The organism is Sphingopyxis sp. QXT-31 (assembly GCF_001984035.1).
GTDB lineage: Bacteria > Pseudomonadota > Alphaproteobacteria > Sphingomonadales > Sphingomonadaceae > Sphingopyxis.
In genome coordinates, this window is record NZ_CP019449.1 from 1137995 (window position 1) to 1160394 (window position 22400).

The 22400-nt window shown below is 65.7% G+C and carries 22 protein-coding genes; 19 read left to right on the forward strand and 3 right to left on the reverse strand.

Annotated features, from left to right (window positions below; all coding sequences use genetic code 11):
* Positions 1–4: 4 nt before the first annotated feature.
* The 16 genes from BWQ93_RS05570 to BWQ93_RS05645 all read left to right on the forward strand — a co-directional run bounded on the left by BWQ93_RS05570 (position 5) and on the right by BWQ93_RS05645 (position 15369).
* Positions 5–778 (forward strand): glycosyltransferase family 2 protein, encoded by a 774-nt coding sequence (locus tag BWQ93_RS05570; protein WP_077029648.1) that lies wholly within the window; start codon positions 5–7, stop codon positions 776–778.
* Positions 778–1713 carry a UDP-glucose 4-epimerase family protein gene (locus BWQ93_RS05575; protein WP_077029649.1) on the forward strand — a complete coding sequence of 312 codons (936 nt, stop codon included), beginning with the start codon at positions 778–780 and terminating at the stop codon, positions 1711–1713. Before BWQ93_RS05570 ends, BWQ93_RS05575 begins: the two co-directional genes overlap by 1 nt.
* Positions 1710–2696: a hypothetical protein gene (locus BWQ93_RS05580; protein WP_077029650.1), complete on the forward strand. Its 987-nt coding sequence runs from the start codon at positions 1710–1712 to the stop codon at positions 2694–2696. Before BWQ93_RS05575 ends, BWQ93_RS05580 begins: the two co-directional genes overlap by 4 nt.
* Before the next feature lie 72 nt (positions 2697–2768).
* On the forward strand, positions 2769–3830 hold the full coding sequence (locus tag BWQ93_RS05585) for a Gfo/Idh/MocA family protein (protein ID WP_077029651.1): 1062 nt from the start codon (positions 2769–2771) through the stop codon (positions 3828–3830).
* Positions 3830–4393, forward strand: a complete 564-nt coding sequence (locus tag BWQ93_RS05590; protein WP_077029652.1) for an acyltransferase — start codon at positions 3830–3832, stop codon at positions 4391–4393. Before BWQ93_RS05585 ends, BWQ93_RS05590 begins: the two co-directional genes overlap by 1 nt.
* A complete protein-coding gene (locus BWQ93_RS05595; RefSeq protein ID WP_077029653.1) occupies positions 4390–5505 on the forward strand; it encodes a DegT/DnrJ/EryC1/StrS family aminotransferase in 1116 nt (371 codons plus the stop codon). Before BWQ93_RS05590 ends, BWQ93_RS05595 begins: the two co-directional genes overlap by 4 nt.
* 11 nt (positions 5506–5516) lie before the next feature.
* The gene (locus BWQ93_RS05600; RefSeq protein WP_083720637.1) at positions 5517–6209 is read left to right on the forward strand and encodes an acyltransferase; all 693 of its coding nucleotides are present in this window, start codon (positions 5517–5519) and stop codon (positions 6207–6209) included.
* Positions 6206–6796 (forward strand): acyltransferase, encoded by a 591-nt coding sequence (locus tag BWQ93_RS05605; protein WP_077029655.1) that lies wholly within the window; start codon positions 6206–6208, stop codon positions 6794–6796. The genes BWQ93_RS05600 and BWQ93_RS05605 overlap by 4 nt, the downstream gene beginning before the upstream one ends.
* A 5-nt stretch (positions 6797–6801) precedes the next feature.
* On the forward strand, positions 6802–8628 hold the full coding sequence (gene asnB / locus BWQ93_RS05610) for an asparagine synthase (glutamine-hydrolyzing) (RefSeq protein WP_077029656.1): 1827 nt from the start codon (positions 6802–6804) through the stop codon (positions 8626–8628).
* A gap of 71 nt (positions 8629–8699) precedes the next feature.
* A complete protein-coding gene (locus BWQ93_RS05615; RefSeq protein ID WP_077029657.1) occupies positions 8700–9992 on the forward strand; it encodes an oligosaccharide flippase family protein in 1293 nt (430 codons plus the stop codon).
* Positions 9989–10597: an imidazole glycerol phosphate synthase subunit HisH gene (gene hisH, locus BWQ93_RS05620; protein WP_077029658.1), complete on the forward strand. Its 609-nt coding sequence runs from the start codon at positions 9989–9991 to the stop codon at positions 10595–10597. Before BWQ93_RS05615 ends, hisH begins: the two co-directional genes overlap by 4 nt.
* A gap of 2 nt (positions 10598–10599) precedes the next feature.
* Positions 10600–11430, forward strand: coding sequence for a sulfotransferase family protein (locus BWQ93_RS05625; RefSeq protein WP_077029659.1), 831 nt, complete (start codon positions 10600–10602; stop codon positions 11428–11430).
* Complete coding sequence (locus BWQ93_RS05630; RefSeq protein WP_198040473.1) at positions 11418–12209, forward strand: HisA/HisF-related TIM barrel protein; 792 nt, start codon at positions 11418–11420, stop codon at positions 12207–12209. The genes BWQ93_RS05625 and BWQ93_RS05630 overlap by 13 nt, the downstream gene beginning before the upstream one ends.
* A 10-nt stretch (positions 12210–12219) precedes the next feature.
* Positions 12220–13377, forward strand: a complete 1158-nt coding sequence (locus BWQ93_RS05635; protein WP_198040474.1) for an N-acetyl sugar amidotransferase — start codon at positions 12220–12222, stop codon at positions 13375–13377.
* A gap of 4 nt (positions 13378–13381) precedes the next feature.
* Positions 13382–14506, forward strand: coding sequence for a glycosyltransferase (locus BWQ93_RS05640; protein WP_077029661.1), 1125 nt, complete (start codon positions 13382–13384; stop codon positions 14504–14506).
* Positions 14503–15369, forward strand: a complete 867-nt coding sequence (locus BWQ93_RS05645) for an FkbM family methyltransferase (RefSeq protein ID WP_083720640.1) — start codon at positions 14503–14505, stop codon at positions 15367–15369. Before BWQ93_RS05640 ends, BWQ93_RS05645 begins: the two co-directional genes overlap by 4 nt.
* A 2-nt stretch (positions 15370–15371) precedes the next feature.
* On the opposite strand, the gene BWQ93_RS05650 is transcribed toward BWQ93_RS05645, so the two are convergent.
* The 3 genes from BWQ93_RS05650 to BWQ93_RS05660 all read right to left on the reverse strand — a co-directional run bounded on the left by BWQ93_RS05650 (position 15372) and on the right by BWQ93_RS05660 (position 19002).
* The gene (locus BWQ93_RS05650) at positions 15372–16157 is read right to left on the reverse strand and encodes a class I SAM-dependent methyltransferase (RefSeq protein WP_198040475.1); all 786 of its coding nucleotides are present in this window, start codon (positions 16155–16157) and stop codon (positions 15372–15374) included.
* Between the two features lie 77 nt (positions 16158–16234).
* The gene (locus BWQ93_RS05655) at positions 16235–18199 is read right to left on the reverse strand and encodes a polysaccharide biosynthesis protein (protein WP_077029664.1); all 1965 of its coding nucleotides are present in this window, start codon (positions 18197–18199) and stop codon (positions 16235–16237) included.
* Positions 18196–19002: a metallophosphoesterase family protein gene (locus BWQ93_RS05660; RefSeq protein ID WP_232314750.1), complete on the reverse strand. Its 807-nt coding sequence runs from the start codon at positions 19000–19002 to the stop codon at positions 18196–18198. The genes BWQ93_RS05655 and BWQ93_RS05660 overlap by 4 nt, the downstream gene beginning before the upstream one ends.
* A 198-nt stretch (positions 19003–19200) precedes the next feature.
* Between BWQ93_RS05660 and wecB the strand changes: the two genes are divergently transcribed.
* The 3 genes from wecB (at position 19201) to hslV (ending at position 22399) form a co-directional block, all read left to right on the forward strand.
* A complete protein-coding gene (gene wecB, locus BWQ93_RS05665) occupies positions 19201–20316 on the forward strand; it encodes a non-hydrolyzing UDP-N-acetylglucosamine 2-epimerase (RefSeq protein ID WP_077029665.1) in 1116 nt (371 codons plus the stop codon).
* Complete coding sequence (gene wecC / locus BWQ93_RS05670; RefSeq protein WP_077032229.1) at positions 20306–21601, forward strand: UDP-N-acetyl-D-mannosamine dehydrogenase; 1296 nt, start codon at positions 20306–20308, stop codon at positions 21599–21601. The genes wecB and wecC overlap by 11 nt, the downstream gene beginning before the upstream one ends.
* Before the next feature lie 231 nt (positions 21602–21832).
* Complete coding sequence (gene hslV, locus BWQ93_RS05675) at positions 21833–22399, forward strand: ATP-dependent protease subunit HslV (RefSeq protein WP_077029666.1); 567 nt, start codon at positions 21833–21835, stop codon at positions 22397–22399.
* Position 22400: the final 1 nt, after the last annotated feature.

The window sequence follows — 22400 nt, forward strand, 5'->3', positions numbered from 1 at the left end:
CTCGGTGGTTGATCCGAGCGTAAGTTTTTCGATCGTCACCGTCTGCTTCAATCCCGGCGAAACGATCGAGGCGTGCCTGCGCTCGGTCGCCGATCAGGGCTATCCGAACATCGAGCATATCGTGATCGACGGCGCCTCGCCCGACGGCACCGCCGAGCGCATCGGCAAGCTCGAATGGTTCGAGGGCATCCTCGTCTCCGAGCCCGACAAAGGCATTTACGACGCGATGAACAAGGGTGCCCTCCGCGCCACCGGCGACTATGTCGGTTTCCTCAATGCCGACGACTGGCTGGCCGACCCCGACGCGATCGCGCGCCTCGCCGAAGCCGCGGCCGAGCACCCCGGCGCCGACGCGGTGCAGGGCGACGTCGTGATCGTCGATCCCGCCAAGCCCAAGCGCCGGCGCCATTATTCGGGCGCCGGAAACTGGCGCCGGCGGCTCAGCTGGGGCCAGATGCCGCCGCACCCCGGCTTCTACATGCGCACCGAATTGTTCCGCGAGATGGGCGGTTTCGCGACCGATTACCGTATCGCCGCCGATTACGACCTGATGCTGCGCTTCTTCTGCACCGGCGAACGAAGCGCCGTGCATGTACCCGCACCCGTCGTCACCATGGCAACCGGTGGCGTGTCGAACCAGGGGCTACAAAGCCGCAAGATCATCAACCGCGAGATCGGAGTCGCGTGCAAGCGCAACGGCGTGAAGACCAATCCGCTGATGATCTGGTCGAAATATCTGACCAAGGTCTTCCAATATATGCCGCGCCGGACGGCCTGATGGCCGGGATCACCCTCGTCACCGGGGCGAACGGCTTCGTGGGAGCCGAGATCGTCGGCCAACTGCGCGCGCAGGGCGCTGCGGTGCGGCTTGCCGTGCGGTCGTCCACGGGCGCGGCCGACGAGGTGGTAGTGGGCGGCATCGGTGCCGAAACCGACTGGTCGGCCGCCTTGGTTGGCATCGATCGCGTGATGCACTGCGCGGCACGCGTGCACCAGATGGACGACCGCGCCGCGGACCCGCTCGCCGCCTTCCGCGCCGTCAACCGCGACGGTACGGCAACGCTTGCGCAGCAGGCGGCGGAAGCGGGCGTCAAACGCCTCATCTTTCTGAGTTCGATCAAGGTCAATGGCGAGACCACCAAGGACCGCGCGCCCTTCACCGCCGAAGATGCGCCCGACCCGCGGGACCCCTATGGCATATCCAAGTGGGAAGCCGAGCAGGCGCTGCATGCCATCGCCGCCAAGACAGGTCTCGAAGTCGCGATCATCCGCCCGCCCTTGGTCTACGGTCCCGGCGTGCGCGCCAATTTTGCCCGCATGGTATCGTGGGTGGCGCGCGGGCACCCCCTGCCCTTCGGGCTCTGCGGCAACCAGCGCAGCCTGGTTTCGGTCACGAACCTCGCGTCGTTGGCAATCGAAGCGAGCAAGCATCCCGAAGCCGCGGGAGCGACCTTGCTCGCCAGCGACGGCGAGACGGTGAGCGTGCGCGACCTGCTTTCGCGCATCGGCGTCGCCTTCGGCCGCCCCGCGCGGCTCCTCCCCGTTCCGCCTGCCCTGCTCCGGCTCACGGGCAGCCTGACCGGCCAGCGCGCCGCGATCGACCGCCTCTGCGACCCGCTGGTTATTGACGGCGAGCCCGCGCGCCGCCTGCTCGGTTGGCATCCGCCGGTCACGATGGCCGAGACGCTTGCTGCCATGGCGGCTGCGCGATGATCGACACCGGCCTCGCGCTCATTGCGATCTGCCTGATCGCGACGATCATGCTGCTCAGCCTCTATATCGTCTGGGCGAGGAAGGGGATGGTCGATACCCCGAACGAGCGCAGCGCGCATGTCGAGGCGACGCCGACGGGCGGCGGAATCGTCTTCCTGTCGGTCTGGGCAGCAACCCTCGCGGCGGCGGCGCTGCTTATCCCCGGGCAGGCGAGCGGCGCGCTCGCGCTTGGCCCCGCGGTGATCTGCCTGATGTGGCTCGGCTGGCTCGACGACCGCACCCCGCTGCCGACGGGCATCCGCTTCGCAGTGCAGTTCGGCTGCGCGGGACTGTTCCTGCTGCTCTGGCCCTGGCCGGCACTGCCCGAAGGCTGGACGGTGCCGCTGGTCATCGTCGCTTTTCTCTATCTCGTCTATTCGGCGAATATCACCAATTTCATGGACGGGATCGACGGGATCGTCGCGCTCCAGATACTCGGCTTCGTCGCGGGGGCGCTGCTGATCCTGCCGGCGAATGCGCTGACCTTGCCGGTCATGCTGATCGGCGCTGCCGTGCTGGCCTTCCTGCTGTTCAACCGCCCGCCTGCCAAGCTGTTCATGGGCGATAGCGGCAGCGCGCCGCTAGGGCTGTTCGTCGCAGCGGTAACGCTGGCGGTAGCGGCGGTGAACTGGCGCTACGGGCTGGCGCTGTTGCTGTTGCAGGGCGTTTTCCTCTCGGACAGCGCGGTGACGCTGCTGCGCCGGGCGCTGCGCTGGCAGAATGTTACGCAGGCGCATAGCGAGCATGCCTATCAGCACGCCAAGCGCCGCTGGGGGCATGCGCGGGTCACCTATGCGCTATTCGCCGTCACCGCGCTGGTGCAGATGCCGGTTGCCTACGCCGTCGCGCACGGCCACCTGCCCTTCTGGCCTGCCGCGGTCGACTTCGCGCTGCTCGGCCTCGCTGCCCTCCTCTTCCGCGCCGGGACCGCGCGCACCGATTGATCTTTGCCGGAAGCTTGTCCATAGACGCAGCCTTCGCCCGGGGGGCGTCCGCAACAGGATGATGAAGACCTTATGAGCGTTGTTATTCAGCCGATTACGGGCCGCCGCCAGCGGTACGCGCTGGTCGGGTGCGGCCGCATCTCGGCCAATCATTTCGCGGCGCTCGATGCGCATGGCAACCAAGTCGAGATCGTCGACGTCTGCGACATCGACCCCGCCGCGCTGGCGAAGGCGGCTGAGCGTACGGGTGCCCGCGGTCACGCCTCGCTGACGGAGATGCTGAAGACCACCGACGCCGACGCCGTGATCGTCACGACGCCGAGCGGGCTCCACCCTGCGCAGGTGATCGAAATCGCCGAATCGGGCCGCCACGTCATTTCGGAAAAGCCGATGGCGACGCGCTGGCGCGACGGGCTGCGCATGGTCGAGGCGTGTGACAAGGCCGGCGTCCAGCTGTTCATCGTCAAGCAGAACCGCCGCAACGCGACGCTACAACTGCTCAAGAACGCGGTCAGCAGCGGGCGTTTCGGGCGCATCTATATGGTCGCGGTCAATGTCTTCTGGACGCGGCCGCAGGATTATTACGACAGCGCCGCGTGGCGCGGGACGTGGGAGTTCGACGGCGGCGCGCTGATGAATCAGGCGAGCCATTATGTCGACCTGCTCGACTGGCTCGGCGGCCCGATCGAAAGCCTGCACGCCTATACCGCGACGCTCGCGCGCAATATCGAGGTCGAGGATACCGCGGTGATCAACGTGCGCTGGCGTTCGGGCGCGCTCGGCTCGATGAACGTCACGATGCTCACCTATCCCAAGAATCTCGAAGGCTCGATCACCATCCTCGGCGAAAAGGGCAGCGTGAAGGTCGGCGGCGTCGCGCTCAACAAGATCGAGAATTGGGAGTTCGAGACGCCGCACGCCGACGACGAACTGGTCGCCTCGGCGTCCTACGACACCGGCTCGGTCTATGGCTTCGGGCACCAGCTCTATTACGATAATGTCATTGGCACGCTGGCGGGCGACTGCGCGGCCGCGACCGACGGGCGCGAGGGGCTGCGCAGCCTCGAGGTGCTGATCGCTTCCTATCTCTCGGCGCGCGACGGAAAGCGCGTGTCGCTGCCGCTGGACTATTGATGGCTGCCAAGGTTCATGAGACCGCGATCGTCGATGCCGGCGCCGAGATAGGCGACGGCACCGCGATCTGGCACTGGGTGCATGTCTGCGGCACCGCGCGCATCGGTGAGCGCTGCTCGCTCGGCCAGAATGTCTATGTCGGCAATGACGTCACCATCGGCAACAATGTCCGCATCCAGAATGGCGTGTCGGTCTATGACGCGGTGACGCTCGAGGACGATGTCTTCTGCGGTCCGGCGATGGTGTTCACCAATGTCTACAACCCGCGCTCGGCGGTGCCGCGCAAGGACGAATATCGCGAGACAATCGTACGCAAGGGCGCGACTTTGGGTGCAAACTGCACCATCGTGTGCGGCGTGACGATCGGTGAATATGGCTTCGTCGGCGCGGGATCGGTGATCAACCGCGACATGAAGCCTTATGCGCTGATGGTCGGTGTGCCCGCGCGGCAGATCGGCTGGATGTGCGAATGCGGCGTTCGGCTCGAAGGCACGGGCGCCGTCACCTGCACCGCGTGCAGCAAAGAATATCAGATAACAGACGAGGAATGTTCTCCCCGATGAGCGACGTGATCGAATTCAACGACCTCAAGGCGCAATATCGCGCGGTGAAGACCTCGGTCGACGCGCGTATCCAGGCGGTGCTCGACCATGGCCAATACATCATGGGGCCCGAGGTTGCCGAGCTCGAAGAAAAGCTCGTCGCCTACACCGGCGCGAAGCATTGCATCGGCGTCGCGTCGGGGACCGAGGCGCTGCTGATCGCGCTGATGGCGCTCGATATCGGCCCGGGCGACGAGGTGATCACGACCTCGGCCACTTTCGTGGCGACAGTCGAGGTGATCGCGCTGGTCGGCGCGACCCCGGTATTCGTCGACATCGATCCCGCGACCTCGACCATCGATCCGCAGGCGGTCAAAACCGCCATCAGCGACAAGACGCGCGCGATTATCCCCGTCTCGCTCTATGGTCAGTGCGCCGACATGGACGCGATCAACGCCATCGCGGCGCCGCAGAATATCGCCGTGATCGAGGATGGCGCGCAGAGCTTCGGCTCGACCTACAAGGGCCGCCGTAGCGGCAGCACCAGCGCGATCGGCTGCACCAGCTTCTTCCCTGCCAAGCCGCTCGGCTGCTACGGCGACGGCGGCGCGATCTTCACCGACGACGCCGCCCTCGCGCAGGCGTGCCGCGAAATCCGCATCCATGGCCAGTCGCGCCGATTCCACCACACGCGCGTCGGGGTCGGCGGACGGCTCGACACGATCCAGGCGGCGGTGCTGCTGGCAAAGCTCGAGATTTTCGACGAAGAGATCGCGCGGCGCCAAGCGCTCGGCGCGCGCTATCTGGAGGCGTTTGCGGGGCACAATGCGCTCGAACTGCCGATGATCGCTGACGACCGGACGAGCGTATGGGGCTATTTTGCGCTGAAATCTTGCAACCGCGCCGCGATCCTCGACGCGCTGAAGGCCGCGGGCGTACCGAGCGGTGTGCATTACCCCGAACCGATGCACGTTCAGCCCGCTTATAAGGACAATTGCCGCGTCGCGGGCAGCATGGCCGAGACCGATCGCTGGTCGGAGCAGGTGTTCAGCCTGCCGATGCATGCCTATCTCACCGACGAAGCGCAGGACCGCATCATCGCCGCGGTGCTGGCGGGGGCCGGCGCGGCCTGAGGCACGCTGGCATGAGCCGCCTCCTCAACATGCAGATGAGCTGGCCCGCTACGGCGGTCGACCGGCTGCGTCGGCTGTTCGAGGCGCGCTTCCACCGGCTGACCGGGAAACGCTTCTTCGTCGATACCGCGCAGACGCAGGTCGATATCCATTTCCGCATGTGGTTCTGGCAACGCATCATGCGCCGCAATGCCGACGCCTATTGGCCGGCGCATCCGTCGACGCGCGTGCGCGGCGGGCACTTCGTGGTGATCGGGCCCGAGACCTCGCCGGGCTGGAGCGTCGGCTGCGACATCGACGGCCGCGGCGGCATCTATATCGGCGATTACACCCAGATCGCTCCGACCGTACGGATGCATTCGGTGCCCGAGGGGCAGGACGCGCCCAAAGCGCCCGAGGATTTCTCGATTTTCATCGGAAAATACAGCCTGCTGACGATGAACGTGACCGTCGAAGCGGGCGTGACGCTCGGCGATTTCACCATTGTCGGCGCGAACAGCGTCGTCACCGACAGCTTCCCCGAGGGTCATTGCGTCATCGCGGGCAATCCGGCGCGGCTGATCAAGCGGCTCGATCCCGCGGCCTGCGAGCATTGGCAGCGCGAGACCCCCTATGTCGGCTATACGCCGCTGTCCGAGATCGCGAAGCTGCGCGGCACCGCGATCGATCCGGTGCTTTTCGACCGCATCTGGGGCGCCGTATGAGTCGCGCGGTCCCGTGGCGAATCCGCTTCGCGCAGCATGTGGTCGGCATCAACGGCGCGGCCTATTGGCCGATGCATCCCGACAGTCAGCTCGCCTATCCCAACCGCGTGCTGCTCGGCCGCGATAGCTGGCCGGGGATCGAGCCGCGCTGCTATGTGAGTGCGAATATGGGGATCGTCATCGGCGACGGGGTGCGGATCGGGCGCGAGGTCGGGCTGATCTCGGGCGATCATGATCCCACGAAGCTCACTCGCTATCTGCAGGTCGATCCGCAAGTCATTGGCGATCATTGCATCATCGAGGATGGCTGTACGATCCTGCCCGGGGTCGAACTCGCCGATTTCTGCATCGTCACGCGCGGTAGCGTGGTGACGCGATCTTGCCTTCAGCCGCGCTCGATCCTGTCGGGCAATCCGGCGAAGGTCGTCGGCACGCACGACCGCCCTGCCCCTCCGATCCCCACGGATGCGAAGCACGGCTATATCCCCGCGGCCGATTTCGACGCCTTCGCGCGCCGCAACCTGCGCCACCAATATCTCGGCCGCTTCGGCGCCGCCTTTACGTCATCCTCGCCGACGGGTAGCTGATCGCCATGTGCGGGTGGGGAATCCTGGTCAATCGCGACGGGCGACCGGTGGAGCGCGCCACGCTGCAGGCGATGGCGAACGCGGTTGCGCATCGCGGCCCCGACGCCGAGGGGATCGTCGAGCTCGGCGCGGTCGGGCTGGCACACCGGCGCCTTGCGGTGATCGACGTCAACGACCGCTCGAACCAGCCGATGCGCAGCGGCGACAATTGGCTGCAGTTCAACGGCGCCATCTATAATTTCCGCGAGTTGCGCACCGAACTGGAGGCGCTGGGGCACGTATTCCACACCAGGTCCGATACCGAGGTGCTGCTCCACGCGCTCGACCAATGGTGGGTTGAAGCGCTACCGCGGCTGCAGGGAATGTTCTCCTTCTGCTTCTACGACGGTCGGCGCAAAAAACTGCTTCTCGCGCGCGACCGTTTCGGGATCAAGCCGCTCTGCTATCATTTGTCGGACCGCGTCTTCATTGCGGGGTCGGAGGCGAAACAGTTGCTCGCGACCGGTCTCGTCGGTTCGGCGCCCGATCATTCGGTGCTTCGCACCTTCCTCGAGTATGGCCGGCTCAACCTCGACGAGCGCAGCTTCTTCGCCGACATCAAGGCGCTCGCGCCGGGCGAATTCGCGATCCACGACCTCGCGGGTGGCCAGTTCCTCAAGATGCGCTGGTACGACCTCGCGATCCATGTCGAGCCGCAGGACATCGGCTATGGCGAGGCGTGCGAGCGGCTGCGCGCGCTGTTCGACGACGCCGTCCGCTCGCACCATGTCGCCAACGTCCCCGTGGGCGCCAGCCTGTCGGGCGGGATCGACAGCTCGTCGATCGTCGCGGCGAGCGCGCCGGTCGTCGGCGATCCGGGCGATTTCCCGCTCTTCACCATCTATCACGCCGACGAGCGCCACGACGAGCGCGGCTATGCGACGCAGGTCGCGAAGCGCTTTGGCTTCCGCCATGTCGAGGTGCCCGTTTCGCTGCTCGACTATTACACCCCCGAATGGCTCGAAAGCTTCGCCTGGTCGCAGGACCAGCCGCTTCCCGGCGGCAGCCACTTCAACGAACATGCGCTGTTCAAGGCGGCGCATGAAGCGGGCGTGACCGTGATGCTCGACGGCCAGGGCGCCGACGAATATTTCGGCGGCTATGGCGAATTCTGGCTCGCGGCGCAGCGCGCGGCGCTCAAGTGCGGCGATATCGCCGAGGTCGGCCGCAACCTGCGCGGCCGCGGGCTGACCAACGCCGAATCGCTGACGCTGACGACGCGCAAGATGGTTGCGGCGCTGTTGCGGCGCGAGAGCGACATCTCGCCGCTGATGGCGGGGCTGTGGCGCGGCAGAGGCGCCGCGCGCCACGCCTATGCTTTGCCCAAGGATTTCCAAGCCCTGTCGTTCGACGAACTGGCGCGGTCGAGCATCCCCTATCAGCTCCATTCGCAAGATCGCAACGCGATGCAGTTCGGCATCGAATCGCGCGTGCCTTTCCTCGATCACCGGCTGGTCGAGTTCGTCTGTGGCTTGCCGACCGACTATCTGGTCGGGCGGGGGTGGCAGAAGCGCATCTTCCGCGACGCGATGGGCGAATTGCCCGACGCGATCCGCTGGCGCCGCGGCAAGATCGGCTTTTCGTCGCCCGACGCCGAGTTCGGCGTGCAATATCCCGAGCGCCTCGCGGCGATGCTGGAAGACGCCACCGCGACGCTCGCGCCGCTGCTCGACACCGCCGAACTCGGCGCGCGGCTCGGCCGTTACCGGCTCGAGCCGACGCGTTACGACCCGGCGATATTTCGCTTGATCAGCCTTGCGGCGTGGGTCAGGCGGTTCGCAGTTTCGCTGTAACCCCCGGGCGGCCGCCGCGGCCGCCGCCGAAGAAGATGATTGGCGCGAATTTGCTGGCCCGACTGTTCCACTTGCGACGTTCGTCCTTCCTGCGCAGCGCGGCGACGCTGTCGAGCGGGCAGTTCGTCGCGACCGCGATCAGCTTCGGCTTCGCGCCAATCCTCAGCCGCCTTTATGCGCCGCAGGATTATGGCGTGCTCGCAACCTATATGTCGATCGCGGTCATCCTGTCGGCGCTCGCCAACCTCCAGATGGCGCGCGCCTTGGTCGCCGAGGCCGACGAGGAACAGGCGTATGCGCTGCTCGGTCTCAGCCTGCTTCTCGCCTTCGCCTTTTCCGCACTGACGCTTGCGGGGGTGCTGCTCTTGCGCGCCGGCGGCGTCCAGGGGCTCGACGATCTGGGCATCTGGCTCCTCCTCCTCCCCGCCACCGTGCTCGCCTCGGGCACCGGGGCGGCGCTGCTGGGCTGGGCAAACCGCCACCACCGCTACCTTCTGATGAGCGGTTATCAGATCCTCAACGTGCTCGTCTCGTCGGGCGGCGCGCTCCTGCTCGCCTGGGGCGGCTATGGCGCGCGCGGGCTGATGCTCGGCTATTTCCTCGGCCAGCTCGCCGCCTTCCTGTGGGTGTGGATCGGCAATCGCGACGCGGTCGCGGGGCTGCGCGGGATAAGCTGGGCGCGGATGCGCGCGGCGGGCCTCGCGCATCGCAATTATGCGCTGTGGACCACGCCGACGTCGATGATCGAGCAGGTTTCGTCGGCCTCGCCGGTGCTCGTGCTGTCGCTGTGGGGCAATATGCTGGCGATCGTGGGCCATTATAACCGCGCGCGCGGCCTGCTCATGCTGCCCGTCGGCATCCTGGGCGGCGCGATCGGCCAGGTCTTCTTCCGCCGCGGCGCGCAGGACATGGCGCGCGACGGTCATTGCCGCCCCATATTCTGGAAGCTCGTCGTTGGGATGACCGCGATCAGCGTGCCGACCTTTGTCCTGCTCGCATTGATCGCGCCGCAATTGTTCGTCTTCGTGCTCGGGCCACAGTGGAGCGAGGCCGGGCGTATCGCAGGCATCCTGGCGCCGGTGATGGCGCTCCAGCTGATCGTCATGCCCGCGTCGAAAGTGCTCTGGCTCTATCACCGCCAGCGGCTCGATTTCTTCCTGTCGATCCTGTTCGCTGTAGTGACGACCGTAGCGGTCGCATCGGTCGCCTTTATGGGCTCCGCGCCCGAGATCGCGATCGACGTATTTGCGGGCGCGCAGATATTGTTATACCTCGCCTATCTTGGCAGCAGCATCCTGATCGTCGAGCGCGATCACCGAAGCAGACGGGGGCAGTCCGCGGAAGCGGCAGCGGTGAAACCATGATCACCATCGTCGATTATGATGCGGGCAACCCGCGCTCGATCATCAACATGCTCCAATATCTGGGGCATCGCGCCGAGCTGACCGGCGATCCCGACAAGGTTGCCAAGGCCGAGCGGCTGATCCTGCCCGGGGTCGGCAAGTTCGACTGGGGCATGCAGCGGCTGCACGACAATGGGCTGTCGGCGCCGCTCGACGAAGCGGTCAAGCGGGGAGTACCGGTGCTCGGCATCTGCCTCGGCGCGCAATTGCTGACGCGCGGCAGCGAAGAGGGCGCGCTCCCCGGCTTCGGTTGGGTCCCCGCGACGACAGTAGCCTTCGACCGCAGCCGTCTCGACGCGCGGCTCAAAGTGCCGCATATCGGCTGGGCCGACACCGGCTGGAATGCCGGTCACCGCATGGCGGTTGAGACGACCGAGGCGCGCTACTATTACGTCCACAGCTTTCATATCGCATGCGACGATCCCAAGACCGAGTTGTGCAGCACAGTCCACGGCTATCGCTTCACCGCGGGGGTCGAGCAGGACAATGTCTTCGGGGTACAGTTCCACCCCGAAAAAAGCCTTTCCTTCGGTATGGCGGTGCTCAGCCGCTATGCGGCGCTCTGACCATGACTCCGGCGCTCCCCAACCTGGTCGTTATCGGCGCCATGAAATGCGGCACGACCAGCCTCAACGACTATCTCGACCTGCACCCCGACGTGCATATGGCGGTCGACAAGGAGATCAATTTCTTCTCGGGGGAGAATGCCCACCGCTCGCTCGACTGGTATACGGCGCAGTTCGACGGGACGAAGGCGGTGCGCGGCGAGGCGTCGCAGAATTACACCAAGAGCCACCATCCCTTCTACAAGGGCGCGGCCGAGCGGATGGCGGCAATCATCCCCGAGGCGAAGCTGATCTACCTCGTGCGCGATCCGATCGAACGCTATCGCTCGCACATAGTGGAAAATTACGTCGGCGAGACGGTGCAGGAGGATATCGCCTGGAACCTCGCCAATGATCACCAGTTCCAGACCGGCAAATATGCCTGGCAGCTACGTTTCTTCCTCGACCATTTCCCGATCGAACAGGTTCTGGTGGTCGATAGCGACGAGCTCAACCGCGCGCGGCACGACACGATGAACGCCATCTTCGCCTTCCTCGGGCTCGATGCGGTCGCCGACGAAAAGGCCTTTGCCTTCAAGTCGAACACCAATGCGACGAACGGCGTCCCCAATCGCTGGCGGATGGCGCTGCCTTACCGCGCGGCGCGCAAGCTCGCGCCCTTCGATCTCGACGCACAGCTCAGCCGGCCGGCGGTCGCCAAGGTGCTGTTCCCCGGCCTCGAAAAGCCCGAGCTGAGCGACGAGCAGATCGACGACCTGCGCAACCGCTACGCCCCCGACGTCGCGCAGCTGCGCGCGCTGACGGGCCAAGCCTTCGCGAAATGGCAGGTTTGAGCCGCATGCGCCGTATCCGCGTGATCCCCGTGCTGACCATCGACCGCGAGCGCCGGTTGGTCAAGACCGTCGCCTTCGGCAAACGCACTTATATCGGCGACCCGATCAACGCGGTGCGCATCTTCAACACCAAGATGGTCGACGAGATATTGCTGCTCGACATCGACGCCAGCGTCGACGGCCGCGGGCCGAGCTTCGAGGCGATCGGCGATATCGTCGAGGAGGCCTTCCTGCCGATGGGTTATGGCGGGGGGATTCGCAGCGTCGATGACGCCGCACAGTTGTTCCGGCTCGGTCTCGAAAAGGTCGTGCTGTCGAGCGAGGCGCTCGCCAATCCGGGGCTGGTGACCGCCATCGCCGAGCGGTTCGGCGCGCAGGCGGTCGCGGTGTCGCTGCCTTATGCGAAGAAATTGCTTGGCGGGCAGCAGGTGCTGACGAAGAGCGGCAAGAGCAAGACCGGTCACGCCCCGGTCGAGGCGGCGAAGGCGATGGTCGCCGCGGGCGCGGGCGAGATCATCCTCTATAGCATCGATCGCGACGGCAAATGGTCGGGCTACGATCTCGCCACGGTGACCGCAGTGGCCGAGGCGATCGACGTGCCCGTGGTCGCGTGCGGCGGCGCGGCGGGGCTCGGCGATTTCCTGCCCGCGGTCCAAAGCGGCGCCTCGGCGGTGGCGGCATCGAGCCTGTTCGTCTATCGCGCACAGAATCAGGGCGTTCTCATCTCCTACCCCGACGAGGCCGACCTCAAAGAACAGCTCTTCCAGAAGCTCAACTGAACGGGACATCGTGACCGAAGCCACCTCTCCCCTGCCCACCTCCTCGACGCGCGTCTGCACGCGCACCGTCATGGACGGCAGCGATCCCGACATTGTCTTCGACGAAGAAGGCGTCTCGAACCATTGGCACGAATATCAGGCGCTGATGGCGACGCAGCCGGACGCCGGGCAGAAGAAGGCGCGGCTCGAGAAGTTGCTCGCCGACATCAAGGCCGACGGCGCGGGCAAGGACTATGACTGCGTCATCGGCCTCTCGGGCGGAGTCGACAGCAGTTATGTCACCTGGCTCGCGAAGCAATGGGACCTCCGCCCGCTGATCGTCCATTTCGACAATGGCTGGAACAACGAGCTCGCGGTCCGCAACATCGAGAATATCTGCAAGAAGCTGGGCTTCGAGCTCCACACCTTCGTGATGGACTGGGAGGAGTTCCGCGACCTCCAGCGGTCCTATTTCAAGGCCTCGGTGGTCGATCTCGAGGTTCCCACCGACCATATGATCTCGGGCGCGCTCTATCGCCTCGCGGCGCAACACAAGCTGAAATATATGCTCTCGGGTCTCAATTTCGCGACCGAATCGGTGATGCCGCCGTCGTGGAACTATGCGAAGTTCGATCTCGAAAATATTCGCAATATTCATAAAAAATTCGGCACCAAGCCGCTGAAGAAGCTCCCTGCGCTCGGCGTCTGGCAAAAGGCCTGGTACCAGTTGATTCGCGGCATACATTCGGAGGCGGTGCTCGACCTGATCGATTACAACAAGGCCGAGGCGAAGGCGCTGCTGATCCGCGAGCTCGACTGGGTCGATTATGGCGGCAAACATTATGAATCGCTCTTCACCCGCTTCTATCAGGGCTACATCCTCCCGCGGAAATTCGGGGTCGACAAGCGCAAGGCGCATCTGTCGAACCTGATCCTGTCGGGCCAGATGACGCGCGACGAGGCGCTGCGCGAACTGCAGCAGCCGACCTATGACGAGGTGCTGCAGGAGCGCGACAAGGCCTATGTGCGCAAGAAGCTCGGTTTCACCGAGAGCGAGTTCGAGGCGGTGTTGAACCTGCCCAACCAACGGCACGAGGTCTACGGCACCGACAAGACGCAGCGCGAACGCTATTTCCGGATCGTCGGTGCGCTGGGCAAGGCGATGCGCGCCGTCGGCCTGAAACGCTAGGCCGATGCCCGCCCCCGACCTGCTCGGCGCCCCGCTGCGGATCCTGCTGCTCTCGCCGCAACCCTGGACCGGGCTGCAGGTGTCGAAGCATCATTATGCCCGCGAACTCGCGGCGCTCGGCCATGACGTCATGTTCGCCAACCCGCCAACCGGCGATGGCGCGATCCGCCTGACGCCGAGTGACACCGCGAACATCACCCTGCTCGACCATCCGCGCATGCCGCTGGCGCGCGCCAAATATCGCGCCAAGCCGCTGTTCATCGCCGCCGCGCGTTTCCGTGCCCGCGCGATCCGGAAGCTCGCGGGCGCGATCGACCTGCTCTGGGATTTCGACAATGCGCGGCAGTTCGCCGACCATCGGCCGTTCGGCGCGTCGGCGTCGATCCTGCACGTCGTCGATCGCCTCGATCCCGGCGACGATATGCACCGCCATGCCAACCTGATCCTGGGCATCGACGCCTCGATTGTCGGCGACATCGCGCCGGAGGGGCGGCCGAGCCATGTCGTCGGTCATGGCCTGTCGCCGCTATTCGCCGAAGCCGCGCGTGCGCGCCTGGCGACGCCGCGCATTCGCGCCGCCGAGGAAAAGGTCCGGATCGGCTTCATCGGCAACCTTGCCCAGCCCGCGATGGACCGCGCCCGCGTCGCCGCGCTCGTCGCCGCGCATCCCGACTGCATCTTCCGTTTCATCGGCCCGGTGCAGGGCGAGACGTCCGAAATCCGCGCCTGGGTCGATGGGCTCACGGCGCAGCCCAATGTCGAAATGGCGGGCCTGCTCACCGGCGACGCGCTGATCGCCGAGACCGCCGACGTCGATATCTGGCTATTACCCTATGACCTCGCGCGCGATCGCAATCGCGGGGTCAATTCACACAAATTGCTCGAATATTTCGCGCTCGGCGGTGAAGTCGTGAGCAGCGCGATCGCCGCGCAGGCCGGTGCCCCGGGCATCTTCATGGCCGCACCGGGCGCGCCCGACGAACTGGCCGCAAAGCTCGACGCGGCGATTGCCGTGGTGCGTGAAGGGCGCGATACCGGCTGGCGTGCGCGCGCCGAACTCGCGCTCGGCAACAGCTATCGCGCCAATCTCGACCGCATCGCCGCGCATCTGAAGGACAGCAGGACATGAGCATGGAAATCAGCGCGAACAGCCGGCTCGCCAACCGCATCCTGCGCAGGCTGGGCCAGTTTGCGCGGATCAACCGTAACGTCGCCGCCGACGTCGGCGGCACGCGCGTCGCGGTGCCGGTGTCGGCGGGGCTGATGGCCGAACTCACCGAGCCCTGGATGCTCGCGCTGCTGCGCCAGCTGATGGCCCTCAGCCCCGGGACCTTCGTCGACGTCGGCGTCAATCTGGGCCAGACCCTGATCAAGACGAAGGCGATCGATCCCGCGCGCCGCTATGTCGGGTTCGAGCCTAATCCCGTGTGCGTCCATTATGTCGAGGAGCTGCTGGCCGCCAATGGCTGGCCGAACTGCCAGATCGTGCCCGCGGGGCTGGGTGCCAGCAGCGGTATCGTGACGCTCGAACTCTATAACGGGCGCAGCGGCGACAGCTCGGCGTCGATCGTCGAGGGTTTCCGCCCCGGCGAGGCGGTAAGCTTTCGCAAGACTGTCGCGATCCTGGGCGCCGCCGACCTGCCCGACGACCTGCTCGCGCCGCCAGTCGGCGTGATCAAGATCGACGTCGAGGGCGCCGAGGCCGACGTCATCGACGCGCTGGCGCCGGTGATCGTGCGGGACCGTCCGCTGATCACGATGGAAATCCTGCCCTGCTACGACGACAGCCGCAACGACCGCATCGCGCGGCAGGCGCGGATCGAGGCCCGGCTCGCCGCGGCCGATTATCGCATATTGCGCGTGCTCCACGCCGGACAGGGTGGCGGCTTCGCCTTCGAGCCGCTCGAGACGATCGGCATCCACGGCGATCTCGCGCTCTGCGAATATGTCATGTGCCCCGCCGAGCGCGTCGCCGAACTGACGGCGGGCTAGGCTCAAAGCCGCTTCGGCAGCAGCCCCAGCTTGCGCCGCAGGCTCCGCTTAAGCACCTCGCGGCGGCCCAGCGTCATCACCGTGATCGGCGCATCGAACATCGTGCGTTCGGCGAGCGCCGCCTTGCCGAGCCGCGGATTGCCCGGCAGCATCGCGCGATAGCGTGCGGCGGCGGCGGGCCGCGCGACGAACAGCTTGTACGGGGTGATCAGGAAGGGTTGCAGCCGCTCGCGCGCCTCGGTCAGGACATGGATGGCGGCAACCGACACATCGGGCCAGCCGATGCCGAAAAAATCGTGGATCACCGTCACGCCGTCGTCGGCGAGCACTGCATCGGCGAGCCTCAGGTCGCTGGATACGGTGCGATAATCGTGCCCGCCATCGACGCTGATCATCCGCAACATCCCGATCCGTTCGCGCATCGCTTCGGGGGTGATTGTCGTCGAATCGACCTTCCACACCTCGCTCTCGTCGAGCGCAATGCCCAGCTTGGTCCGATTGTCGAAAAAGGCCCGGTCGCGCCCAGCATGGATCCCGGTGTTGAGCCCGTCGTCCTCGAACAGGTCGATCGCGAGCGCACGCTCGCCCGCCTGTCGCAGCAGCGCGAGGATGAAGAAGAGCTTGCCGTGGTGCACGCCGATCTCGGCGAGATTGCCCTTGATCCCCTGTTCGACCTGCCAGCGGCCGACCGCGTCGATCGCTATCGCCTCGACCTGCCCGAAATAGCCGGGCACGGCCTCGATCTGACGGTCGAGGTAGAGATCGAGGGCTTCGAATACGGCGGCCAAGGCGCGCTCCATGCTGGGGTGATCGGTGGGGCGGCGCTATCGCAGCTATCGCGGCCGCACAACCGCGGCGCGGGCGATCAGCCAGCGAGCGGCGCCTGCGCGGGAACGCTTTCCTGATTCACCTCTTCGGGCGGACGGAATTCGGGGACCAGTTCGTGCAGGATCGTCAGGCATTCGTCGGCAAGGCCGTGATCCATCGCGCCCCGCAGCGCGTCGAGCTTCGCCGTCAGGTCCTGCCATTCGAGCATCGCCTCGCGCGCCTGCATGATGCGGCTGTGCCCCGTCGGCTTGGGATCGTCGCCGATCAGCAGCTCTTCGTAGAGCTTCTCGCCCTGGCGCAGACCGACCTCGGCGATCTCGATATCGCCGTCGGGATGGTCCTCGTCGCGCACGGTGAGCCCCGACAGATTGATCATCGTGCGCGCGAGCTCGATGATCCGCACCGGCTTGCCCATGTCGAGTACGAACACCTCGCCGCCTTTTGCCATTGCACCTGCCTGAATGACGAGCTGCGCGGCTTCGGGGATGGTCATGAAGAAGCGCGTGACGTCGCGGTGGGTGACCGTCACCGGACCACCATTCTTGATCTGCTCGCGGAACAGCGGGACCACCGAACCGCTCGATCCCAGCACATTGCCGAAGCGCACCATTGCGAAGATCGTCTTGCTGCCACGCCCCGCAAGGCCCTGCAGCACCAGTTCGCACACGCGCTTCGACGCGCCCATGACGTTGGTGGGGCGCACCGCCTTGTCGGTGCTGATCAGCACGAAGTTGGTGACCCCGACGCGGTCGGCCTCGCTCGCCATGAACAGGGTGCCGCAGACATTGTTGCCGATGCCAGCGATCGGATTGGCCTCGACCAACGGCACATGCTTGTAGGCGGCGGCGTGGAAAATCGTGTCGGGCTGCCAGCGCGCGAGCAGGCGGCGCACGGTCGGCTGGTCGGTGACATTGGCCAGTTCCTCGATCAGCTCGGGCTGCTGCCCCTCGGGCAGCGCGGCGATCGCCGCCTGCAGCTCCTGCCCGATCGCATAGAGGCCAAATTCGGACGATTCGACGAGAATCAGCTTGTGCGGCCGCATCGTGACGATCTGGCGCGTGAGCTCGCTGCCGATCGAGCCGCCGGCGCCGCTGACCATCACCGTTTTGCCGACGATCGTCCGGCCCAGCAGCAGTTGGTTCGGCGGCACCGGATCGCGGCCGAGCAGATCCTCGATCTGCACGTCGCGCAGGTCGCTGACCGACACCTGTTCGTCGATGATCTGGCGCATGTCGGGCAGCATGCGCACGCGGATCGGCCAGTCTTCGAGCGATTTCATCACCCGCCGGCGTTTCGAGCGCGTGACGTGCGGCAGCGCGAGCAGCACGTCGGTGACGCCATATGTGTCGACAAGCCAAGGCAGTTTGGGGCGCGAATAGATCGGCACGCCGTCGATGAGCTCGCCCTCGATCTTGCGATCGTCGTCGATGAAGCCGACGAGGCGTATCGACGGATCGTTGCGCAGCGCCATCGCCAGCCGCTGCCCCGCCTCGCCCGCACCGTAAATCAGCGCGATCGACGCCTGCTGGATGTCGCGCCGCTTGAGCAAGTCGACGACGGCGTAACGCGCGACGATACGGACCATCGCCAGGAACAGCAGGAAGACGATCGGCTGGATCACCGAAAGCGTACGCGGCACACCCTCCATACCGATCAGCCCGATGATCACGATGATCGGGATCGCGTATAGCGCGACCGAGTAACCAAGCCCGACCATGGTGCGGCCGCCCGAAAAACGCAGGATCGAGCTGTAGGTACCGCGGATCAGGAAGATCGGCAGCCAGCTCGACAGCGCGATCACCGCGGCCAGCCCGACCTCGGGCTCGAAGATCACCCAGCGCCCGACCCGCAGCGAGAAGGCGACGAGCACCGCCGCGACGCAGAGCATCGCGTCGGCGACGATCAGGATCGCGCGCTTTTCGCTGCGCCCCAGCGCGACGAGCGACGCCAATGTCGCAAGAATGCGCTCTTCGATCGCCCCCCAGGCCTGCGCCAGGATCATGCAGCGATGCCCTGCCCGGTCTTGAGGAAGCGCCGCGAACTGCCCTCGATCACCACTGCGGTCAGCATGCCGCTGCGATAGGCGCCGGTGTCGATGCCGATGCGGTTGACCCGGCAGTCGACGTCGGGGGTAATGGTGTGGCCGTGTACGACCATCACGCCATGGTCCCGATTGTCGTCGAGAAATTCGTCGCGGATCCAGCGCAGGTCGTGCGCCGCCTGCTGCTCCAGCGGGCGCCCGGGAAAAATGCCCGCATGGACAAAAAGATAGTCGCCGATCTGCACATAATCCACCATCGAGCGGAACAAACGAACATGCGAAGCCGGTATGCCGGCGTGTATTTTGGCGACCAAGGCCTCTCTATCGCCGAAAATCGACGTGTCTTCAAGCCCATAGCTTTGCAGGGCCTGTTCCCCGCCATAGCGTATCCACCCCGGCAGCTGCGAATGCGCGCCGTCGAGGATTTCGAGCAGCGCCTCTTCGTGATTGCCCATCAAGAGGTGCATCTCGTCGACGCCCTTCGGCACGGTCAAGAGCCGCTCGACGACCTGTGCCGATTGCGGGCCGCGATCGATAAGGTCGCCGAGCATGACGAGGTGCACGCACTCGGCGCGATCGCGCGCGCTTTCGTCGGCGATGCGTTCGAGTAGCGCGTCGAGCAGGTCGAGCCGCCCATGGACGTCGCCGATCGCATAAACGCGTGTGCCCAAGGGCACCTGCGGCCAGTTATCGGCCACGGGCTCGGCATCCGCCTTGCGGCTGAAAAGTCTTTTTAACATCATCTTACCGAATGAAACTGACACCCCACCCCAATGCCGGTCTGTCGCCGCAGCCCCGCTACAACGCACAAACCGCCCCCGGGATGCATATCCCGTGCATTTACCGGCATCCCCCGCAATGACAAGGATCACAGCTGCGGCAGTTTCGCCACGAAGTTAAGCGGATAACAACCAAAATCGACTAGGAGACACGCCCATGACCCGCCGAGACAAGAGCTCCCGATGAAAGTGATGACGGTGTTCGGGACGCGTCCCGAAGCGATCAAGATGTTCCCCGTCGTGCACGCGCTGCAACACCAGCCGGGCCTCGATGTGCGTGTCTGCGTAACCGCGCAGCACCGCGAGATGCTCGACCAGGTGCTCGAAATCGCGCGGATTACGCCCGATATCGACCTTGACGTCATGCAGGCGAACCAGACGCTCGACGCGCTGCTAGCGCGGCTGGTGGAGGGGCTTGGCGAGACCTTCGACGCCGAGAAGCCCGACCGCATCCTCGTCCATGGCGATACGCTGACGACGATGGCGGCCACGCTCTCGGCCTATTTCCGCAAGATCCCGGTCGGCCATGTCGAGGCGGGGCTGCGCAGCGGCAATATCTATCATCCCTGGCCCGAGGAGGTGAACCGCAGGGTCACCGGCGCGGTCGCCGACCAGCATTTCGCGCCGACCGAGACCGCGGCGAAGGCGTTGCGGGCGGAAAATGTACCGGCGGCGAACATCCACATCACCGGCAACACGGTGATCGACGCGTTGCTCGCCACCAAGGCGCGGATCGATGAGGAACCCGCGCTCGCCTCCGGGCTCGATCCTTTGCTCGCGCGCTTCGCCGGCCAGCGCATCGTCGCCGTCACCTCGCACCGCCGCGAGAATTTCGGCGACGGCATGAAGGCCATCGCCGACGCCATCGCCGCGATCGCCGCGCGGTCGGATGTCGCGGTGATCTTCCCGGTTCATCCCAACCCGCACGTTCGCGCCGCGATGGAGCCGATCCTTGGATCTCTCTCGAATGTCGCGTTGATCGATCCGCTCGACTATCCGCATTTCGTCCGACTGCTCGCGTCGAGCGAGTTGGTGCTCACCGACAGTGGTGGGGTTCAGGAAGAAGCGCCCTCGCTCGGCAAGCCGGTGCTGGTGATGCGCGAGACGACCGAGCGGCCCGAGGGCATCGAGGCGGGCACCGCGCGGCTCGTGGGTACGAACAGGGACCGCATCGTTTCCGAAATTTTCAGCCTTTTGGACGATGAAGGCGCCTATGCCGCCATGGCGCGCGCCCACAATCCCTTCGGCGACGGCACGGCTGGCACCCAGATTGCGGAGATTGTCGCGCGTGCCCGTTGATATCGAACAGAAAGTCACCGTCGTCGGCCTGGGCTATATCGGCCTACCGACCGCCGCGCTGATCGCCCGCTCGGGCTGCAAGGTCACCGGCATCGACGTCAGCGCGCATGTCGTCGAGACCGTCAACAACGGCAAGGTGCATATTGAGGAAGTCGACCTCGACGGCTTGGTCCAGGGCGTCGTGTCGCGCGGGGCGCTCGTCGCCTCGACGGTGATGGTCGCCGCCGACACCTTCGTCATCGCGGTGCCGACCCCGCACGACGAGGAGCATCGCCCCGACATTTCCTATGTCCTCGACGCCGCACGCGCGATCGCCAAGGTGCTCGAACCGGGCAATCTGGTGATCCTCGAATCGACCTCGCCGGTCGGCACGACCGAGAAGGTCGCCGAACTGCTCGCCGCCGAGCGCCCCGACCTCAAGGTCCCGGGCCGCTGCGCGGGCACCCCCGACATCTTCCTCGCTTATTGTCCCGAGCGCGTCTTGCCGGGCCGCATCCTCGTCGAGCTGGTCGACAACGACCGCTGCATCGGCGGCATCACCCCGCGCTGCGCGCGCCGGGCGATGACCTTCTACCGCCAGTTCGTGCGCGGCGCCTGCGTCACCACGACCGCGCGCGCCGCCGAAATGGTCAAGCTGGTCGAGAACAGCTACCGCGACGTCAACATCGCCTTCGCCAACGAGCTGTCCATGATCGCCGACAAGATGGGGGTCGATGTGTGGGACGTGATCCGCCTCGCCAACCTCCACCCGCGCGTCAACATCCTGCAGCCGGGCCCCGGCGTCGGTGGCCATTGCATCGCGGTCGATCCCTGGTTCCTCGTCCATGGCGCGCCCGACGAGAGCCGGTTGATACGCACCGCGCGTGAGGTCAATCTGTCGAAGACCGCGCATGTCATCGCCGCGACCGCCGCGCTCGTCGCAGGCCATCCGCAGGCGAAGGTCGGCGTGCTGGGCCTCGCCTTCAAACCCAATATCGACGATTTCCGCGAAAGCCCCGCGGTCGAGGTCGCCGCGGCGCTCGCGCGCCAGTTCGGCAAGCGCATCCGCATCGTCGAGCCCTTCGCGCGGGGCCTGCCGATGGAATTCGCGGGCAGCGGGGCGGAACTGGTCGAGCTCGACGATGCGCTGGCCGAATGCGACGTGATGGTGGTGCTCGTCGATCACGATGTGTTCAAGTCGGTCCCGCTCGAGGAGCGCAGCGGCAAGATCGTCTACGACACGCGCGGCCTGTGGCCGGACCAGGGCTGGCCGGCGGCGCCGAGCGCACCGCGGGCAGTGGCTTAAGTAGCTTCCTTCTCCCTTGATGGGAGAAGGATACGAAGCCTTGCCGCGGAGCGGCTTGGCGAAGTTGGATGAGGGTGATGGTGGGTCCATGCACCGCGCGCTTCAGGCAGAGCCCGCACCCCCACCGCTGCGACTTACGAACAAGTTCGTAAGTCTCGCTGCCTCCCCCATCGAGGGGGAGGGAATGCCCTCCCCTTGCGCGCCTCGCCTGACTCTCCCATATCGCGCCGCATGACCGATCCTCATGCGCATAGTGCCTCGCCTTGGCACGGAACCACCATCCTCTCCGCCCGCAGCGCCGACAAGGTCGTCATCATCGGCGACGGCCAGGTGTCGATGGGGCAGACGGTGATGAAGCCCAACGCTCGCAAGGTGCGCCGCCTGCACGACGGCAGCGTCATCGGCGGCTTCGCCGGCGCGACCGCCGACGCCTTCACCCTGTTCGAGCGGCTCGAGGGCAAGCTCGAGCGACATAACGGCCAGTTGCTGCGCGCCGCGGTCGAGCTCGCCAAGGATTGGCGCACCGACAAATATCTGCGCAACCTGGAAGCGATGATGATCGTCGCCGACAAGGAGGTGACGCTTGTCATCACCGGCAACGGCGACGTGCTCGAGCCCAAGGGCGGCATCGCCGCGATCGGGTCGGGCGGCAATTTTGCGCTGTCGGCGGCACGCGCGCTGGTCGATTACGAAAAGGATCCCGAAATCCTCGCGCGCAAGGCGATGGAGGTCGCGGCGGATATCTGCGTCTACACCAACGACCAGTTCACCTCCGAAATCATTGAAACCCAGGTCTGAT

Coding starts and splice junctions, on each gene's coding strand:
- BWQ93_RS05575 (WP_077029649.1), top strand. CDS start 778: ATGGCCGGGATCACCCTCGTCACCGGGGCGAACGGCTTCGTGGGAGCC.
- BWQ93_RS05580 (WP_077029650.1), top strand. CDS start 1,710: ATGATCGACACCGGCCTCGCGCTCATTGCGATCTGCCTGATCGCGACG.
- BWQ93_RS05585 (WP_077029651.1), top strand. CDS start 2,769: ATGAGCGTTGTTATTCAGCCGATTACGGGCCGCCGCCAGCGGTACGCG.
- BWQ93_RS05590 (WP_077029652.1), top strand. CDS start 3,830: ATGGCTGCCAAGGTTCATGAGACCGCGATCGTCGATGCCGGCGCCGAG.
- BWQ93_RS05595 (WP_077029653.1), top strand. CDS start 4,390: ATGAGCGACGTGATCGAATTCAACGACCTCAAGGCGCAATATCGCGCG.
- BWQ93_RS05600 (WP_083720637.1), top strand. CDS start 5,517: ATGAGCCGCCTCCTCAACATGCAGATGAGCTGGCCCGCTACGGCGGTC.
- BWQ93_RS05605 (WP_077029655.1), top strand. CDS start 6,206: ATGAGTCGCGCGGTCCCGTGGCGAATCCGCTTCGCGCAGCATGTGGTC.
- asnB (WP_077029656.1), top strand. CDS start 6,802: ATGTGCGGGTGGGGAATCCTGGTCAATCGCGACGGGCGACCGGTGGAG.
- hisH (WP_077029658.1), top strand. CDS start 9,989: ATGATCACCATCGTCGATTATGATGCGGGCAACCCGCGCTCGATCATC.
- BWQ93_RS05625 (WP_077029659.1), top strand. CDS start 10,600: ATGACTCCGGCGCTCCCCAACCTGGTCGTTATCGGCGCCATGAAATGC.
- BWQ93_RS05630 (WP_198040473.1), top strand. CDS start 11,418: ATGGCAGGTTTGAGCCGCATGCGCCGTATCCGCGTGATCCCCGTGCTG.
- BWQ93_RS05640 (WP_077029661.1), top strand. CDS start 13,382: ATGCCCGCCCCCGACCTGCTCGGCGCCCCGCTGCGGATCCTGCTGCTC.
- BWQ93_RS05645 (WP_083720640.1), top strand. CDS start 14,503: ATGAGCATGGAAATCAGCGCGAACAGCCGGCTCGCCAACCGCATCCTG.
- BWQ93_RS05655 (WP_077029664.1), bottom strand. CDS start 18,199: ATGATCCTGGCGCAGGCCTGGGGGGCGATCGAAGAGCGCATTCTTGCG.
- wecB (WP_077029665.1), top strand. CDS start 19,201: ATGAAAGTGATGACGGTGTTCGGGACGCGTCCCGAAGCGATCAAGATG.
- hslV (WP_077029666.1), top strand. CDS start 21,833: ATGACCGATCCTCATGCGCATAGTGCCTCGCCTTGGCACGGAACCACC.